We start from the raw sequence: 15,128 nt of genomic DNA on the forward strand, positions 1-15,128 counted from the left end.
AGCGAAACAAACATCCGGACACCCATGTGACGATGCTGATGCCGCGCCGCGCATACGGGCCCCTTGGACTGGTGTTGCATGACCGCACCGCCGACAAGATCGCCGAAGCCGTCAGCCGGACCCCGGGCTCCGCGGCCACGATCGTGCCCTACGAAGTACGCAGTCACAAATCAACGAAGCATTGATCGCGATCGTCGGCCGGTGAGTGTTGGCACGAAAAGCATTGGTGCTCAAGGGCTAAAGCTTTCCGCGCGTCACGCCAAGGTCTCAAGTTTGAATGTGATGCCCCCGCGGGTGCTGGTCCGAGAAATTTCCTGTCGAACTCCGCAGGCGGCAACCAAGGTCAACCCGTGACGCTTTGTGGCTTCAATTCAGCCCCACCGGGGCTGGCGCGGCGCGGCGATCGGCTTATCGCGTGCGGACACGTGCACCGCGTGGACGCCCGGTTTCTGCGACAGCTCTTCCAAGAGTCCCTCTAGATGCGCTTTGTCGGTGTGCCAGTGCTGCACCGACTCCGGCTTCTGCGACAGCTCCGCAAGGACGCGCCTGAGTTTCTCTTGCGTCTTGCTGTCCTTGTCGTTGCCCGCACCTTCGTTGTTGTCCCGCGAGCTAGCGCCACCTCCAGGCGAAATCGTTTCCTCCGCGGCACGGGGAACGGTATTCCCCAGCGCGCTGCCGGCCAGGCTTGCCAGCGCCATCTCACCAAGCAGGCCCCCCTGGCTGGACGCCGCGACCAACGGAGCGGCCGCCGGTCCAGTGGCCTCCAAGACGGTGGCGGCCAGCCTGACCGCCGGGGTGGCCACCGCCCAGCTCGGCGGCACCGACAACGACCCCACCAAACCGGCCTCCCCGACCCCCGCCGACATTGCCGACCCGGCCGCAGGACCGGCCGCGGACGCCGCCGACCCGGCCGTTGCGGTCGCAGTCGGGCCTACTAATGGCGGGTAAAGCTCTCCCGGCACAATTGGGGCTGGGACCTGCCCGGTACTGAATCCCCGCGCCAGCAGATTGAAAGCCAAGGTGCTACTGACCAGGGCATTTCTTGCCGGCAGCGACACCGTGGCCGGCAGTTCATAAAACTCGGCGCCTTTCTCAACCGGGGACAAAGAACCGAAGGGGTTCAGCACGTCCCTGATAAATAGGGACAGCCAGGACGGAAGCGAAGCTTGAGCCGGCGCGGTGGGGGCTGCGAGGGCGTGCAGTGCCGAGGGCGCTGCGGACATCGGCTGCCCCAATGCCGACTGCGCGCCGGTGCCGGCCGAGGTGCCGACGGCCTGGGCCGCCGTGGCGGACTGGGCAGCCTGTCCGCCGGGGTCCGTGGTCTGCGGAGGAGAGGTGAACGGCGTCACCTGCGCGGCGGTCGCGGACTGGCCGGCATAGCCGTACATTGCGGCGGCGTCTTGCGCCCACATGTCGGCGTACTGCGCCTCGGTGGCCGCGATCGCCGGCATGTTCTGCCCGAGAATGTTGGTCGCCACCAACGACGCCAGCGCAGCGCGGTTGGCCGCGACCACCGGCGGCGGCACGGTGGCCGCAAACGCCGCCTCGTAGGCGGCGGCCGCCGCCCGGGCCTGGGCGGAGGACTGCTCGGTCTGTGTCGCGGTGGCGCGCAGCCACGCCGCGTACGGGCCCGCCGCGGCCGCCATCGTGATCGATGACGGACCCTGCCAGTCGGCGGTCAGCCCGGAGATCGCCGAGGCGTAGGAGGCTGCCGTCGAACGAAGTTGGGCGGCCAGCCCGTCCCAGGCCGCCGCGGCGGCCAGCATCGAGCCCGAGCCGGGACCCGAATACATGCGCTCGGAGTTGATCTCCGGCGGCAAGGCTCCGAAATCCATTGCAACTCCAGTCCTTAAGTGGCCGCGACGGCGTTGGCGGCCTCGGTAGCGGCATAGGAGCCCGCGCTGGTTCCGAGCGTGTTGACGAACATCTCATGGATCGCCGCCGCATTCTGCGCGTTCATCTGCGAGCCGATGCCCGCCAACTCGCCGGCCGCCGCCAACTGTGCCGGCTGCGTAGTGACGAAAGACATGTCGTTACCCTTTCTCGTGGGCTCAACGGTGTTAGTCCTCCGGGATCACGATGATGGTGGCAGAGGTGGCCACGCCGTGAGCGGCGCCGGCGCCTCCCCCGATGGCGCCGGCAACCGGACCGCCGGTGCCGACCATGGCCCGACCCGCCAAACCCGACAAGGCCATATTGTTGAACAAGCCGCCCTGGCTCTCTGCCGCAACCGCCGCGGGAACGGCACCAACACTGGTTTGCGGCAACACGGCGGCGACGGTCCGGATCGCCGGGGCCGCACTCGCCCAACCTGGGGGCACCGACAGGCTTCCGACCAAACCGGCGCGGCCCATGCCGGGCGATAACGCGTCGCCTGCTGAGCCCGCGACGCGGATCCCTGGACCGAGCCCGCCGGCCGTCCCCGGACCCAGCGCGCCGACTGTCCCCGGAGCAACGCCGCCGGACGCGGGTGCCCCCACGCCAGCGATGGCATTTCCGTACGCCACCTGCATGTTGTAGTTGCTGAACGGAGCGAGGAAGCTCTGGGCGCCCAAGTCGTAAAAGGCGCCGAAGGGGTCATAAAGCTTTTCCGGGCTAAGTGGCCCGATGGTGCCGTTGAAATAGCTTGTCAACAGTGTCGCCCATATCTGCGCGGGGGTGAATAACGGGTCGCCCGGCGCAGCGGTCACCGCAGATGACACAGGTGCTGCGAGGCTTTGCAGCGACTGAGGCAACGAACCCATCAGCTGTGGCAACGACTGCGCCTGCGCGCCGGTGGCCTGGGTGACGGCGGGGGCCTGGCCGGTCGTCCCGGCCGGATTGGTGGTTTGCGGCGGAGGGTCGAACGGCGTGACCTGCGAGGCGGTCGCCGCAGAGCCGGCATAGCCGTACATCGCCACGGCATCCTGGGCCCACATTTGCGCGTATTGGGCCTCAGTAGCCGCGATCGCCGAAGCGTTCTGACCAAAAATGTTGGTCGCGATCAGTGACATCAGCAGAGCGCGGTTGGCTGCAATCACCGGCGGAGGAACCGTCGCCGCGAACGCGGTTTCGTAGGCGGCCGCCGCCGCCCTGGCCTGGGTAGCGGTCTGCTCAGCCTGGGTAGCAGTAGCGCGAATCCACACCGTATATGGAGCAACCGCATCAGCCATCGTGGTCGACGACGGACCCTGCCACTCAGCAGTCAGATCCGAGATCACCGAGGAGTAGGACGCCGCCGTCGACTGCAACTCAGCCGCCAAATCGTCCCAGCCGGCCGCGGCAGCGAGCATCGGCCCAGATCCCGGACCGGCATACATTCGACCGGAATTGATCTCCGGAGGCAGCAACCCGAAATCCATCATCGCACCCCTCCCGTGGCCACAAAGGGACGGCGGTCGCAGCGGGCCGCTAACTGTTCGGCATACCCTCGCAGATATCTGCCAAACGGGCCGCGCAGAATTTTCGTCGCCCTCGCCGGTGATGAACGCGAGCAAGGCGCCCCGGCAGTCGGTACGCCGGTCTTCATCGAAATCCCGAAAGGGCCGCCGACGCCCACCAAGCATCACATCACCAAACCGGCCACATTCAACTCGACCGCTTTCCGTACAGCGCCTGGCGGCAGGTACCTTGCAAGCACCTTTCTTCGGCGCGGCGCGAAACGCTCCGCGATAGGAAATGCCTTGGGCTGGCTCGATTCTCGACTGATTGAAGCCGTCGTCACCTCGTCATCGGGCATCGCCACTGGCGGGCCTCGCTGCCGAGCGAACACCGTTCTGCCAAACGGGTCGCGCCGCACCAATGTGGTTTTTCAGGACACCGTCGTTGTCGCCTGCACCTTTTCGGCGAACTCCGGTAATCGACCAGGACCGTCACCGTCCCCACCCCGAAGCGCCCGCGCGACCCGCGATCCCACGTCGTAGGCCACAATCTGCGGGCTCGCACCCGGAATTCGGCTGACCACCCGGGCGATCTTGTCGGCGGTGCGGTCATGCAACAACCGGCCCAGGAGCGGTGCGTACTCACGCCGCGGCAACAGGACCGTCACCATGGTGTCGGGATGGTCCCGTTTGACCTGCGAAACCAACTCGTCGGCGGCCCGGCTCAAGTTGCGATCCAGACACTCGACCAACCGCAACTCGGTGACGTATCCGAAGCGCTGCCAGCGCTCCCGCAACTGCCCGGCATGAGCCGGGTCCAACACAAAGTGCACCGCGACCAGCTCGTCGGCCTCCAACCCCTTGGCGTAGCGCATCGCCTCGACCTCGGCGAGATCGACGCTGTCCACGAAAACGAACACCCGGTGCCGGTCATGCTTGGCCAAGCCGGGACGCTCGGTGCGCGACATCTCCAGCACCGACGCCTCGGCGCGATACTGCCGGTTGAGCCGCATCAGCGCAAAGACCAAGAGCGGGAAGATAATGACAACCAGCCATGCACCTTCGGTGAATTTGGCCACCGCGAAGATTCCCACCACGATCGTCGACAACACTCCCGCGGAGAAGTTGATCACCAGCTTGGGCCGCCAGCCGGGCCCACGATGGGTCAGCCAGTGTTTGGTCATGCCGTAGCCGGCCATCGAGAAGCCGGTGAACACCCCGATTGCGTAGAACGGCACCAAGGCGTCGAGCGAACCACCCGTCACGATCAACAACGCCACCGCGAGCACGGTCAGCGCAATGATGCCGTTGGAGAACACCAGCCGATGACCACGCTTCATCAGCGGCCGCGGCAAAAAACGGTCCTCGGCAACGAAACTCGCCAACGCAGGGAAGCCGTTGAAGCTGGTATTGCCACCGGTGAACAAGATCAGCGCCGTCGATACCTGGACGAGAATGTAGAGCACCTTTCCAACGGTGCCGCTGCCGAAGATCATTCTGACGATCTCCGACAACATCGACGGATAGCCGTCGACGTACGGCATCGCGTGGGTGACGTGCGCCAGCCAGGCCACCCCTGCCAGCAAGAATGCCAGGATGCAGGCCATGACGGTGAGGACCTTGCGGGCGTTGAGCCCTTCAGGTTCACGAAAGCTGTTGACTGTGTTGGAGATGGCTTCGACTCCGGTGAGCGACGAACCACCGTTGGCGAATGCCCGCAGCACGATGAGCAGCGTCGCACCCATGATCAGGCCGTTGCCGTGATGAAGCGGCACTGTTCCCGCGATGTGCTCGGCGTCGTATGTGCCCAGATTCCCGAGAAGCTCGCGGATAACGCCGACCACGATCGTGAGCGAGACCATGCTCACAAAGAAGTAGGTCGGCAGCGCGAACGGCCGACCGGCTTCCCGTAAACCGCGCAGGTTGGCGAAACACATGAGCAGCACCACAGCGACAGTGATTTCCAGGCTGTAGGGACCGAGAGCGGGAATCATCGATGCCACCGCGACCGTGCCCGCCGCGCACTGCACTGCGACGGTGACCACATAGTCGATCAGCAACGCCGCGGCCGCGACCTGCGCGACCTTCGGACCGAAGTTGTCCCGTGCGACGACGTAGGAGCCGCCGGATCGGGTGTAGGCGATGACAACCTGGCGGTAGGAGGCTGCTACCAGCACAAGGATGAACAAGATGACGCCGGTGACCGGAATCAACAATGCGAATGCGGCCATTCCGGCCGCCGGCAGCAACTCGATCATGATCTGCTCGCTGCCGTAGGCAGTCGAGGATATCGCGTCGCATGAAAGCACCCCCAGTGCAACAGGATTCGACAATCTCTCGTGCTGCAACTGGTCGTTGATCATCGGCTTCCCAAGGAAGGTCCTCTTCCAGCCATCGGAAAAAGACGGCACGATCCGCTGCTCAAAAAAATCCGCCATCGGTTATTCCTAACCGGTGGCGCCACGTCGCCGCCGTCTTCATTACGGGATCTTGACGGCTGAAGGCGTTCCTTAACGCGATCTTGACACCCGCCGCGGCCCCGCCGTCGGTCAAGGATCCTGCGGAAACGCCGATACCCGGGCGTGCCGTGGAAGCAGCCTGAGATGATGGTCGACGTGGCAGACGAGGCGAACGGCGATTCCGTGAAATCACCGGGGACCGCAGACCCCGGCACAGTGTTCTCCGCGCTGGCCGAGATCATCTATCAGGGCTCGGAATCGAGCGAGGTTTACGCGGCGATCTGCGTCGCGGCGACGCTGGTGGTCACCGGATGCGATCACGCCAGCTTGCTGGTGCGCCGCGAGGGCCGCTACGTCACCGTCGGTGCCAGCGACCGCATCGCGCAGCAGGTCGACGACCTTGAACGCCTCGCCGGTGACGGACCGTGCGTCGACGCGATCGAAGAAGAGACGCCACAGATCGAAAGCGACCTGACCGCGCCGACGCAGTGGCCCAAGTTGGCGGCCCGGATGGTCGCCGAGACGCCGGTGCGCGGCGCGATGAGCTTTCGGATCCTGGTCGACAAGCGCAAGACCGGCGCGCTCAACCTGTTCAGCGACACGCCGAACGTCTTCGACACCCAGGCCGCCGGCCAGGCCGTCGTGCTGGCATCATTTGCCAGCGTGGCGATCAATGCCGTCGCGCAGGGCGAGGACGTCTCTACGCTGCGGCGCGGGCTGTTGTCCAACCGCGAGATCGGGAAGGCCGTCGGGATGCTGATGATGCTGCAGGGCGTGGACGAGCAGGAGGCCTTCAACGTGCTGCGCCGGTATTCGCAGGATCTCAACATCAAGCTCGCCGACGTTGCGCGCAGTGTCATCGAGAACCGTGGTAAGCCGATGTTCGGCGAGCACGACCAGTCGTCCCCCCGGCCCTAGAGTCGCCTATTCGGGCAGACGTAACTCGGGCTTTTCCACCTCTTCGATGTTGACGTCTTTGAAGGTGACAACCCGCACCTGCTTGACGAACCGGGCCGGCCGGTACATGTCCCACACCCATGCGTCGGACAGCCGCAGCTCGAAGTACACTTCGCCGTCGGCGTTGCGGGGAACCATCTCGACGCTGTTCGCCAAATAGAAGCGGCGTTCGGTTTCCACCACGTAGCTGAACTGTCCCACAATGTCCTTGTATTCGCGGTACAGCGAGAGCTCCATCTCGGTTTCATACTTTTCGAGATCTTCGGCACTCATCTGCTCAGCCGTCCTTCTCCATCCCGTGGTTGACCGCCGTGCTCCATCTTTCCCCACCCGTTCTCGGCCTGCTGACCCGGCTGGGCTGTATAGCCGGACTCCTTCTCGGGCCGATACCGGCCCGCATCGTCGCCCGGCAGGCACTCCGCCACCGTCCGGATACCCGAACTGGTCGCCACCCGACGCACATTGATGAATGAATGCCGGTGCTCCGAGCATGGCCCCAGCTCGTTGAGCGCGGCCGAGTGCGCCGGGGTGCTGTAGCCCTTGTGCACGGCGAAGCCATAACCCGGATGGTCGGTCTCCATCGCCACCATCAACCGGTCCCGGCTGACCTTGGCCAGCACGCTGGCCGCAGCGATGCACGCCGCCGCGGCGTCGCCTCCGATGACCGGCAGCGATGGCACGGGCAGCCCCGGCACCCGGAAGCCGTCGCTGAGCACATAGCCGGGACGAACCGCTAGCCCGGCCACCGCCCGTCGCATCCCTTCGATGTTGGCCACATGCACGCCGCGCCGGTCGACCTCGGTCGAGGGGATGAATACCACGTGGTAAGCCAGCGCGTATCGGCGAATCAGCGGGTACAACTTCTCCCGCGCCCTTTCGGTTAGCTTCTTCGAATCATCAAGAGCGGCAAGGCTTTCCAAACGACCCGAGCCAAGCACACACGCGGCGACCACCAGTGGTCCGGCGCACGCCCCGCGCCCGACCTCGTCGACCCCGGCCACGGGTCCAAGACCACTGCGGTACAGGGCCGACTCCAGGGTGCGCAGGCCCGATGATTTGCGGATCACCGTCCGCGGCGGCCAGGTGGTGACCATGACTAGTGGTTCTGCTGAGGATTCACCGCACGCACAGCACCCCATCGCGAGGGCGGCCACACAATGAATCTCGCCTTGCCGATGACGTTGTCGACCGGGACCGTGCCGGCCATCGGGTCACCGGTGCACAGCAGTCCGTTCATCGCATCGCCCGACGTGCTGGTGCAGTGCGCACGGGAGTCCGCGGAGTGAGTGCGGTTGTCCCCCATCACCCACAATCGTCCCTGCGGGACGCTGACGGGCCCGAACTCGGGCCCCAGGCAGGGGTAGACCGCAGGGTCGGTGTTCAGCGTGGCGGGATCCAGATACGGCTCGTTCAACCGCGTGCCGTTGACGGTCAGCCCGGTGGTGTTGCGGCACTGCACGGTCTGTCCGCCTACCGCGATGACGCGCTTGACCAAGTCGTTCTCGTCAGGAGGCACAAAGCCGATGAACGACAACGAGTTTTGCAGCCAGCGGATCGCCGCATCATGCGAGCGGATGGATTTGTAGCCCACATTCCACGGCGGCGGTCCTTTGAACACGATCACGTCGCCGGGCTGCGGTGAGCTGAACCGGAAGGTGACTTTGTCGACCATGATCCGGTCGCCGACGCAACCAGAGCAGCCGTGCAGCGTGGGTTCCATCGATTCCGACGGGATCAGGTAGGGACGGGCCACGAACGTCAACATGATGTAGTAGAGCACCAGGGCGATGACCGCCAGGATCACCGTTTCCCGCAGCGCCGCCCGCTTCTTGCCGACGTGTTCGTCCTCGTCAGCCGATCCATCCGGCTCTGGAATGGGCGGAGGGCTCGTTGCGACTTCTGGCTCGGCCGTACCGGATTTGGGTTGACCCTCAGGCGAGTCGGTCGGTTCAGTCACCGCTTCAGCGTAGTCAGCACCCCCGCGCGATTCGGCAGGGCTACGGCAAAATCGCCGACCGATCGGCGAAAATCAGCGCTTTTCCTTGATCTTGGCTTTCTTGCCGCGCAGCTCACGCAAGTAGTAGAGCTTGGCGCGTCGGACATCACCACGGGTCACGACGTCGATGTGGTCGATATTGGGCGAGTGCACCGGAAAGGTCCGCTCGACACCGACGCCGTAGCTCTCCTTGCGGACGGTGAAGGTCTCTCGGACCCCGCCCCCTTGGCGGCGCAGCACCACGCCCTTGAACACCTGGATGCGCTCCTTGGCGCCCTCGATGACTTTCACGTGCACATTGATCGTGTCACCGGGGTTGAAAGCCGGGAGGTCGTCGCGCAGCGACGTCTTGTCGACGAAGTCCAGCGTGTTCATGTCGGAAGACACTTCCTTGCAGTCGCGGCTGCGTGGTGCTGCTCACCGCTACGGGCATGTGAGCAGGCAACCTAGCCGATGGATCGGGCATCTGGGCGCGTCTCGCAGTGGGCGGGTGCGGGCCGGCCGGCCGACAACCGCTGGAGACAACTGGTCAATTGTGCCAGATCGGGACCACGCAGCGAAATCACGTCGAATCGCCGCCGCCTCCTGGCCGGCCGTGACGTCGCCGAATGGTACACATGACCGTGCATATGGCCATGCGAGCGCGGCTGCCGATCCTGCTGATCGCCACCGCTGCAATGCTGACGGTGTCGACGACCAGCTGCGCGACGGCGTACAGCTCGCCCGATGGCCCGCCGCCGGCGATCAATGCCCCCGACTCGCCGCCCGGGGCGCCCGCGGCCACGTTCGAGGGATTGCCGGCCCGCATCGCCCAGGCCACCGACGACGCCGCCGCCACCGGCGCCACCATCTCGATTGCCGTCCTCGACCGGATGACCAATCAGACATTGTCGAACAGCAATGACCAACCGGTCGCGATCGCGTCGGTGGCGAAGCTCTTCATCGCCGACGCTGTGCTGTCACAGGCGTCGAGCGACGGTGCCACCCAGCTCTCGTCGGCCGAGCGCCAGGCGCTGGACAGCATGCTGCGATCCTCCGACGACGGCGCCGCGGAGACGTTCTGGGCTGCGGGCGGCGGCGAGACGATCATCAACGACGTGGTGGGACGGTATGGGTTGACGTCCACCGCGCCGCCCAGCGACGGGCAGTGGTGGAACACCGTCAGCTCGGCCTCGGATCTGGTCCACTACTACGACATGCTGCTCAACGGGTCCGGCGGGTTGTCGGGCGAACGCGGCGAGATCATCGTCAACGACCTCGCCGGGTCGACGGCCACGGGAGCCGACGGCTACCCGCAGCGATTCGGCATTCCCGACGGGCTCTACGCCGAACCCGTCGCCGTCAAGCAGGGCTGGATGTGCTGCATGGACGGCAGCAGCTGGATGCACTTGTCCACCGGCATCATCGGCGCGGACCAGCGATACGTCATGGCGATCGAGTCGCTGCAACCCTCCGACGACGCCACCGCGCGGGCAACGATCACCCAGGCCGTCAAGACGATGTTTCCGTCCGGGCGGATCGAAGCCTAACCTCGGCCCCGCTGCCACAGGTCGGGACGGCGTTCGCGGGTGCGTTGCTCTGCGGCTTGCCGGCGCCACTCCTCGACGCGGGCGTGATCACCGGACAGCAACACCTCGGGGACATCGAGTCCACGCCAGCTCGGCGGCCGCGTGTACGACGGACCCTCCAGCACACCGGCGGAATGCGAATCATCTTGGTGGGAAAGGGGATTGCCCAACACGTTCGGCATCAGACGCAGTACCGACTCGATCATGACCAGTGCCGGCGACTCCCCGCCCGGCAACACGTAGTCCCCGATCGACACCTCCTCCACCCGCATCCGCTTACCGGCATCCTCGACGACCCGTTGGTCGATCCCCTCATAACGCCCACATGCGAACACCAGATGCGATTCATCGCCCCAGCGCCGCGCGGTCGACTGGGTGAACAATGCGCCCGCGGGCGTCGGGACCACGAGAAGCGTTGCCGGTGAACAGATCTCGTCGAGTGCCTCACCCCACACCGGCGCTCTCATCACCATCCCCGGACCGCCGCCATACGGCGCGTCGTCGACCGAGCGGTGCACGTCGTGCGTCCAGCGGCGGAGGTCATGCACCTCGAGCCGAACCAGACCGGACTCTATGGCCTTGCCCGGCAACGATTGTCGCAGCGGATCCAGGTACGACGGGAATATCGTCACGACGTCGATTCTCATCACCCTGTGCCCTCAGTTCTCCAGGTCCAAGAGCCCGTCGGGCGGATCGATCTCAACGACACGATCCTCCAGCGACACCGATGTGACGATCGCGCCGACGAACGGCACCAGCAACTCGGCGGCCTCGTCGCGCTTGACGGCCAGCAGTTCACCGGCCGCAGTGTGCAAAACCTCGGTGACAACCCCGATATCGCCGCCCGCGGCCGTCCGCACTCGCAGACCTTCGAGCTGGTGGTCGTAGTAGGTGTCCGGCTCATCGATGGGCGGCAAGTCGGCGGAGTCGACGACGAATACACAGCCCCGCAGCGTGTCGGCGCCATCGCGGTCGGCAACGCCGGACAACCGCACCAGCAGGCGGCTGCCGTGCGGACGGGCAGCCTCGACGGCATAGTTGCGCTCACGGCGATCAGATCCCCTGGCGCGCAACAGCGCACCGGGCGCGAACCGAAGCTCTGGGTCATCGGTGCGAACCTCGACGACGAGTTCTCCAGTGACGCCGTGCGCTTTGACGACGCGCCCGACTATCAACTCCAAGGGAGTTCCATCGGCTGGGCTCCGCTACTGGTCGGTGTCCACCACGTCGACGCGGATGCCGCGACCGCCGATGCCGGCAACCAGTGTGCGCAGCGCGGTCGCGGTGCGTCCGCCGCGCCCGATCACCTTGCCCAGATCGTCGGGGTGGACATGCACCTCGACGGTCCGGCCCCGCCTGCTGGTCACCAGATCAACGCGCACTTCGTCGGGGTTGTCGACGATCCCGCGGACCAGATGTTCGACGGCGTCGACGACGACGGTACTCATGGCGGTGGTCAGCTCTCGGTCGCCGGTTCGGCCTGCTCGGCGTCCTCGGCCGCCTTGGCGGCGTCGTCAGCCTTTTCGGCGTCGTCAGCCTTTTCGGCGGTGTCAGCCTTCTCGGCGGTGTCCGCGGGGGCGGCCTTCTCGGCGGCGGCCTTCTTCGCCGGAGCTTTCTTCTTCTTCGGCGTCGCAGCCTCGGTGTCGGGACCGCCGTCCGCAGCGGCCAGCGCGGCGTTGAACAGCTCGAGCTTGCTGGGCTTGGGCTCGGCGACCTTCAACCTGCCCTCAGCGCCGGGCAGTCCTTTGAACTTCTGCCAGTCACCGGTGATCTTGAGCAGCTTCAGGACGGGTTCGGTGGGCTGAGCTCCCACAGAAAGCCAGTACTGAGCGCGCTCGGAATCGATCTGGATCAGGCTCGGCTCTTCCTTGGGGTGATACCTGCCGATGACCTCGATTGCCCGGCCTTCGCGCCGCGTGCGTGAATCGGCGACGGCGACGCGGTACTGCGGGTTGCGGATCTTTCCGAGCCGGGTGAGCTTGATCTTTACAGCCATGGTTGAGCAACTTCTCCTACGGGTGTCACGCTGCAATTCAGCGATTCGGGCGGGATGCCCGGATCCGGTTTTGCCTCGCATGTGTGACCGCCGAGCAAGCACCGTGATTGCCGGTGGGTCGCGCGGCGGACAGCCGCCCATTGTGCCAGAACCAGGCACTAACTCAGAAATTCAGGTTGGGTGCGGCTTCTACAGGATTTTCTGGAAACACTTTGTTTCGACCCGACGGGTCATCCGCCAACCGTCGTCGGTGCGCTGGAAGTCGTCGTCGTACCACAACCCGCAGAACATCACCTGCTCCTTGTCACCGCCGAGCACCATCGGATTGAAGCAGATCGTCCGCGACGACGCGGTGTCCCCGTCGACGCGAACCGAGAAATTGCCCAGCATGTGTGCGTACATCGGAAAGTTCGGCAGCACCTCCGCCAACCAGGCCTTGACCTCCGGATAGCGCCCTTCAATGCCGCCCAGGGCGGTGTAGTCGATGTAGGCGTCGTGGGTGAAGACCGCGTCAAGGTCGTCGAAGCGGCGGGTATCGATCGCGGTGGAGTAATCAATGATCAGCTGCTGGATCTCCATCCGGTCAGAGATTTCGGCATGGCTCAACATTCGTCGATTGAACACCTCCGCGGACAACGGCGGACCGGCCGGCCCGATACTCCGCCCGGCGACGATGCGGGTTGTTCGGCAAGCCGAGGAGGAGCGGGCCGGTACGCTCTGTGGCCATGCGGATGCTTCTCGCCGCACTCGCGGCTGTGTTCTGCCTTGTCGGCACCGGCACTACTGCGTGGGCGGATGCCGGCGTTCAGCCGGTCGGTTCGGTGCCCATCCCCGATGGACCGGCGCAGACCTGGTTGGTCGCGGATCTCGATTCGGGTCAGATGCTGGCCGCGCGCGATGAGAACGTTCGTCATCCACCCGCCAGCACGATCAAGGTGCTGTTGGCACTGGTGGCGCTCGACCAGTTGAGCCTGGACTCGACTGTCGTCGCCGAACCGGCGGACAGCCAGGTCGAATGCAACTGCGTGGGCATCAAAGCCGGTCGCAGCTACACGGCGCGCCAACTGCTGGACGGGCTGCTGCTGGTGTCGGGTAACGACGCGGCCAACACGCTGGCGCGCATGATGGGCGGCGCGGACGCCACGGTGGCAAAGATGGACGCCAAAGCGGCATCGCTGGGCGCGGTGAACACCCATGCGTCGACCCCGTCGGGCTTGGACGGCCCCGGCGGATCGGGCTGGTCGACAGCCCACGACCTGGCGGTGATCTTCCGCGCGGCGATGGCCAACCCGGTGTTCGCTCAGATCACCGCCGAGCCGTCGGCTGTGTTTCCCGGCGACTCCAACAACGGCGGCGAGCGCCAGATCGTCAACCACGACGAGCTGCTGACCCGCTACCCGGGTGCAGTCGGCGGCAAGACCGGATTCACCGACGCGGCACGCAAGACGTTCGTCGGCGCCGCCGCTCGCGGGGGCCGCCGACTGGTGGTCGCGATGATGTACGGGTTGGTGCACGAGGGCGGGCCAAGCTATTGGGATCAGGCCGGCGGCCTGCTCGACTGGGGCTTCGCGCTCAACCCCGAGTCGGCGATCGGCATGCTGTAGGGCTTCGACGACACCCGCCGGGGATTGGGCTAGTCTTCCAGTGCCGTGGCAATCTATTGCGCAGGAGTCCGATATAACCGTTCACGGCCTCGCGTCGACACGAGTCGACACTGTCCGTGGGTTGAGTCGACAGCCGTTGCCAACGATGTCTGCGTCGCTAGCAGCCAAGGAATGAGAGATCGATAATGGCCGAAAACCAACATGCTGCGTCGGGGTCGCCACCTCAATCCGAGAAGGACGACTTCAGCGCCCATGCATCTGAGATGGAGGGGCTGGCGGTGGTGTCCGTCAGTGGAAGCGTGGACATGCTGACTGCCCCCGGGATGGCCGAGGCGATCGATTCCGCGCTGGCGACAAAGCCGAAAGGCCTGATCGTCGACTTGTCCAAGGTCGAATTCCTCGGGTCGGCCGGTATCAGTGTTTTGATGAAGACCCGGGATAACCTCGGCGAGTCCGCCCGGTTCTGCGTGGTCGCCGACGGGCCCGCCACCCACCGGCCACTCACCTTGCTGGGCATCAACGAGCTCATGAGTCTTTGCCGAAGACTGGACGACGCGGTCAGCAAACTCACCGACAGCTGACGGTCAGGCCGGCAGCCCAACTCCGCTCAACAACGACGACAGCAGGGCGATCCGTCGGTCTTCGATCTCAGGTTGCGGGAGCACTGCCCCCACCATCGCCGCACCGTCAAAGCTGTTGGTCAGCACCGCCACCAGGACCGGGAACGTCTCCCGTGAAAAATTCTCGGCGCCGGGCAGGGCACGCGCGGCGTCGCAGATCCTGCTGGTGTACTGCTCGAGGACGTTTTGCAAAGTGGCGTTGAGCTTTTTGTCGGTGCGCGCCGCGACCATCAGTTCGTAGAGCACCGCGTTGGTGGAACTACTGGTGATGTCCCGCAGGATCGTCAGTCCCGCCTCCAGCGCCGGCCGGTCGGAAGGTATCGCGGCCACCTGCTTGGTGAACGAATCCACTTGCCGCCGAAGCACTTCGTAGGCGGTGGCGGCCATGAAGTCGCCCATCGTGTCGAAGTGCCGGAACAAGGCGCCGACGGACACCCCGGCCCGCTTGGTGATCACGGCCGCCGAGGCCCGGGCATACCCGACCTCGATGATGGTGGCGATGCTGGCCTCGAGCAGTCGCGCCACCGTCTCTTCCCGGCGCTGCTGCTGGGTCCTTGCCATCCGCAGAC

Annotated in this window: 18 protein-coding genes and 1 pseudogene; 5 read left to right on the forward strand and 14 right to left on the reverse strand. The window is 65.4% G+C overall.

Annotated elements, in window-relative coordinates; genetic code table 11:
- Positions 1-185 (forward strand): hypothetical protein (locus tag VGG53_RS00845; protein WP_331516058.1); only part of this gene is annotated, 185 nt, incomplete at its 5' end.
- A gap of 186 nt (positions 186-371) precedes the next feature.
- Here the strand turns inward: VGG53_RS00845 and VGG53_RS00850 are convergent.
- The 4 genes and pseudogenes from VGG53_RS00850 to VGG53_RS00865 form a co-directional block, all read right to left on the reverse strand.
- On the reverse strand, positions 372-1,835 hold the full coding sequence (locus tag VGG53_RS00850; RefSeq protein ID WP_331516059.1) for a PPE family protein: 1,464 nt from the start codon (positions 1,833-1,835) through the stop codon (positions 372-374).
- A 14-nt stretch (positions 1,836-1,849) separates the two neighbouring features.
- On the reverse strand, positions 1,850-2,029 hold the full coding sequence (locus VGG53_RS00855; protein ID WP_331516060.1) for a PE domain-containing protein: 180 nt from the start codon (positions 2,027-2,029) through the stop codon (positions 1,850-1,852).
- Positions 2,030-2,060: 31 nt separating this feature from the next.
- The gene (locus VGG53_RS00860) at positions 2,061-3,341 is read right to left on the reverse strand and encodes a PPE family protein (protein WP_331516061.1); all 1,281 of its coding nucleotides are present in this window, start codon (positions 3,339-3,341) and stop codon (positions 2,061-2,063) included.
- A gap of 530 nt (positions 3,342-3,871) precedes the next feature.
- Positions 3,872-5,797 (reverse strand): annotated as a pseudogene (locus VGG53_RS00865) (APC family permease); the annotation flags it as partial.
- Positions 5,798-5,965: 168 nt separating this feature from the next.
- Between VGG53_RS00865 and VGG53_RS00870 the strand changes: the two are divergent.
- Complete coding sequence (locus VGG53_RS00870) at positions 5,966-6,736, forward strand: GAF and ANTAR domain-containing protein (protein ID WP_331516113.1); 771 nt, start codon at positions 5,966-5,968, stop codon at positions 6,734-6,736.
- A 6-nt stretch (positions 6,737-6,742) separates the two neighbouring features.
- On the opposite strand, the gene VGG53_RS00875 is transcribed toward VGG53_RS00870, so the two are convergent.
- From VGG53_RS00875 to rplS, 4 genes are all read right to left on the reverse strand, one after another.
- The gene (locus VGG53_RS00875) at positions 6,743-7,048 is read right to left on the reverse strand and encodes a DUF2469 domain-containing protein (protein ID WP_007171389.1); all 306 of its coding nucleotides are present in this window, start codon (positions 7,046-7,048) and stop codon (positions 6,743-6,745) included.
- Positions 7,045-7,869, reverse strand: coding sequence for a ribonuclease HII (locus VGG53_RS00880; RefSeq protein ID WP_331516062.1), 825 nt, complete (start codon positions 7,867-7,869; stop codon positions 7,045-7,047). Before VGG53_RS00880 ends, VGG53_RS00875 begins: the two co-directional genes overlap by 4 nt.
- Positions 7,870-7,871: 2 nt before the next feature.
- Positions 7,872-8,732 carry a signal peptidase I gene (gene lepB, locus VGG53_RS00885; RefSeq protein ID WP_331516063.1) on the reverse strand — a complete coding sequence of 287 codons (861 nt, stop codon included), beginning with the start codon at positions 8,730-8,732 and terminating at the stop codon, positions 7,872-7,874.
- 72 nt (positions 8,733-8,804) lie between these two features.
- Complete coding sequence (gene rplS, locus VGG53_RS00890; protein WP_325694368.1) at positions 8,805-9,146, reverse strand: 50S ribosomal protein L19; 342 nt, start codon at positions 9,144-9,146, stop codon at positions 8,805-8,807.
- A gap of 260 nt (positions 9,147-9,406) precedes the next feature.
- On the opposite strand from rplS, the gene VGG53_RS00895 reads away from it, so the two are divergent.
- Positions 9,407-10,300 carry a hypothetical protein gene (locus tag VGG53_RS00895; RefSeq protein WP_331516114.1) on the forward strand — a complete coding sequence of 298 codons (894 nt, stop codon included), beginning with the start codon at positions 9,407-9,409 and terminating at the stop codon, positions 10,298-10,300.
- Here the strand turns inward: VGG53_RS00895 and trmD are convergent.
- The 5 genes from trmD to VGG53_RS00920 all read right to left on the reverse strand — a co-directional run bounded on the left by trmD (position 10,297) and on the right by VGG53_RS00920 (position 12,944).
- The gene (trmD, locus tag VGG53_RS00900) at positions 10,297-10,986 is read right to left on the reverse strand and encodes a tRNA (guanosine(37)-N1)-methyltransferase TrmD (protein ID WP_331516064.1); all 690 of its coding nucleotides are present in this window, start codon (positions 10,984-10,986) and stop codon (positions 10,297-10,299) included. The genes VGG53_RS00895 and trmD overlap by 4 nt on opposite strands.
- A 12-nt stretch (positions 10,987-10,998) precedes the next feature.
- Positions 10,999-11,520: a ribosome maturation factor RimM gene (gene rimM, locus VGG53_RS00905; RefSeq protein ID WP_331516065.1), complete on the reverse strand. Its 522-nt coding sequence runs from the start codon at positions 11,518-11,520 to the stop codon at positions 10,999-11,001.
- Positions 11,521-11,544: 24 nt separating this feature from the next.
- Positions 11,545-11,787, reverse strand: coding sequence for an RNA-binding protein (locus VGG53_RS00910; RefSeq protein ID WP_325681425.1), 243 nt, complete (start codon positions 11,785-11,787; stop codon positions 11,545-11,547).
- A gap of 8 nt (positions 11,788-11,795) precedes the next feature.
- Entirely contained in the window at positions 11,796-12,335 is a 540-nt protein-coding gene (gene rpsP, locus VGG53_RS00915; protein WP_331516066.1) for a 30S ribosomal protein S16, read from the reverse strand.
- Positions 12,336-12,524: 189 nt separating this feature from the next.
- Complete coding sequence (locus tag VGG53_RS00920; protein ID WP_331516067.1) at positions 12,525-12,944, reverse strand: nuclear transport factor 2 family protein; 420 nt, start codon at positions 12,942-12,944, stop codon at positions 12,525-12,527.
- Between the two features lie 116 nt (positions 12,945-13,060).
- Here VGG53_RS00920 and VGG53_RS00925 point away from each other — a divergent pair, with 116 nt between their 5' ends.
- Together VGG53_RS00925 and VGG53_RS00930 are read left to right on the forward strand one after the other, a co-directional pair.
- Positions 13,061-13,939, forward strand: a complete 879-nt coding sequence (locus VGG53_RS00925; protein WP_331516069.1) for a D-alanyl-D-alanine carboxypeptidase family protein — start codon at positions 13,061-13,063, stop codon at positions 13,937-13,939.
- Positions 13,940-14,124: 185 nt separating this feature from the next.
- The gene (locus VGG53_RS00930; protein ID WP_331516070.1) at positions 14,125-14,520 is read left to right on the forward strand and encodes an STAS domain-containing protein; all 396 of its coding nucleotides are present in this window, start codon (positions 14,125-14,127) and stop codon (positions 14,518-14,520) included.
- A 3-nt stretch (positions 14,521-14,523) separates the two neighbouring features.
- Here VGG53_RS00930 and VGG53_RS00935 read toward each other — a convergent pair whose 3' ends face one another.
- On the reverse strand, positions 14,524-15,120 hold the full coding sequence (locus tag VGG53_RS00935; RefSeq protein WP_331516071.1) for a TetR/AcrR family transcriptional regulator: 597 nt from the start codon (positions 15,118-15,120) through the stop codon (positions 14,524-14,526).
- Positions 15,121-15,128: the final 8 nt, after the last annotated feature.

The organism is Mycobacterium sp. (assembly GCF_036490025.1).
GTDB lineage: Bacteria > Actinomycetota > Actinomycetes > Mycobacteriales > Mycobacteriaceae > Mycobacterium.